The 1711-nt window shown below is 49.9% G+C and carries 1 protein-coding gene; it reads right to left on the reverse strand.

Translation table 11 applies throughout. The features are described 5' to 3' along the window. Positions 1-132 precede the first annotated feature (132 nt). Positions 133-1368 (reverse strand): IS110 family RNA-guided transposase, encoded by a 1236-nt coding sequence (locus KKC1_RS04360; protein ID WP_088553289.1) that lies wholly within the window; start codon positions 1366-1368, stop codon positions 133-135. Between the last annotated feature and the right edge of the window lie 343 nt (positions 1369-1711).

Genomic DNA, 1711 nt, shown 5'->3' on the forward strand with positions numbered 1-1711 from the left:
AGACTCACGGTAAAAAGTCAAGGGCCAAAAAATGGGAATAAATAACTCAAGGCTTAAAAAAGGCAATAAAAAACCACGCCAGTCGAATGGAACTAACTGGAAACAAGAAATTTATTAGGCTATGTATTACAATTAATTAATCACCGTCCCTTTATAGATTTGGCCTTTGCTCAGCAGCGCAAAGACCAGTCGTACTAACTTACGAGCAGTCAAGACCAGCGCTCTTTTATGCTGGTGTTTGGTCACCTCATGGTACTTTTTCTGGTAATAGGCCTTATACTCCTCGTTGTGCACCCGCAACGAGTTAGCGGCCTGGACCAAGTAATAACGCAGATAGCGGTTCCCGCTTTTAGTTAAGCGGCGTTCTTCAGCATCGAAATCACCCGACTGGTAACGGGTCCAGGTAAGACCTGCATATTGAGCCAGGGCAGCCTGATTTTTGAAACGTTTAATATCACCAATTTCGGCGATTATGCCAGCGGCCGAGACAGGACCGAGGCCCTTTACGCTGGTTAGAGTCTGGGGTATGGCTTCTAATTCTCGGCAGATGACCTTATCCAGTTGTTTAAGCTGCCTTTTGAGGTGGTCAATATTCTGGAGGGTAAGGGAAAGAGCCACCTGGCAAGCTTCAAGCATTTTAGGATTAAGGCGGTAAGCACGGCGGGCAGCCTGTTTCAAAGTCTTAGCCATTTCTCCAGGTTCGATCAGCCTGTTATTACCGTGGGACTGGATAAAATCCACAAGGTCTTCCAAAGGCATTTCCACCAGCTCATCAGGAGTAAACTCCTGTAAGACCGCTAAAGACGACTTACCGAAAGTCTGGCTAAAAGGCTTGTCCTGGTGGTAGTTAGAGAACTTGAGGAAAAGGAGATTAAGGGCTCGATTTTGCTCAGCAGTCAGCAACTCTACCAGATGCAACCGCAAACGGGTCAGCTGGCGTAAAGGTTCAGTGACCATAGTCTTCCGGCGATAAGGAACAAGGTGGCCGAAGCGTACCCGTTCAGCGATAACATAGGCGTCTAGGGCATCTGTTTTTGGGCGCCGGGCACCGAAGGCCTTTTTAAAGCCAGCTACCATAACGGGATTAATTTCATAAACCTCAGTAGGGTACGCCTTAAGCTGCGAAGCGTCCAGCAAGAATTCGCGAAGATGGATGCCATAAACCGAAGTAGCTTCCAACCCAATATGAAGTTGCTGGATATTAAACTTACGGGCAAGATGGTCCAGCATCTCGACTAAACCAGAAGCACCTTCGCGGTTATTGGGAAAGGATTTAGCTGGCGCGAGCTGGTGCCCCTGCTCATCGAGGCATACCAGGTCACATTTAAGAGCGCTGATATCAATGCCTGCAAAGATGACCTGAGCCAAAGGTTTTCCCTCCTTGGGCTGGCCCAGAGTAGGGGCGTGCCCTACGGGTGCGGCGCATAACAACCTCGCGGGCGATGAGAGCGTGGCAGGACAGCCGGAGGTGCACCTCTGGCCTGCTGAACCCAGAGGCCGGCTGGCCAGCTGGCTCAGCTCACGCGTAAGAAACATGCGCCGCACCGCAGGGTCTCACTCTTCGCCGAGTAGTCACCGACTAAGCGGGCTACAGGGGGTGTCAAAGAGTGACCCCGGACCAACCTATATTGATTTTCGCAAAGGCACACCCGGTTATCAAGAACCTTATAGAGGTTCCATGATAACTTCTAAATCAAATTATACGAGGGGG

Origin of the sequence: Calderihabitans maritimus (assembly GCF_002207765.1) — a bacterium.
In the GTDB taxonomy this organism is placed as follows: Bacteria; Bacillota; KKC1; order Calderihabitantales; family Calderihabitantaceae; genus Calderihabitans; species Calderihabitans maritimus.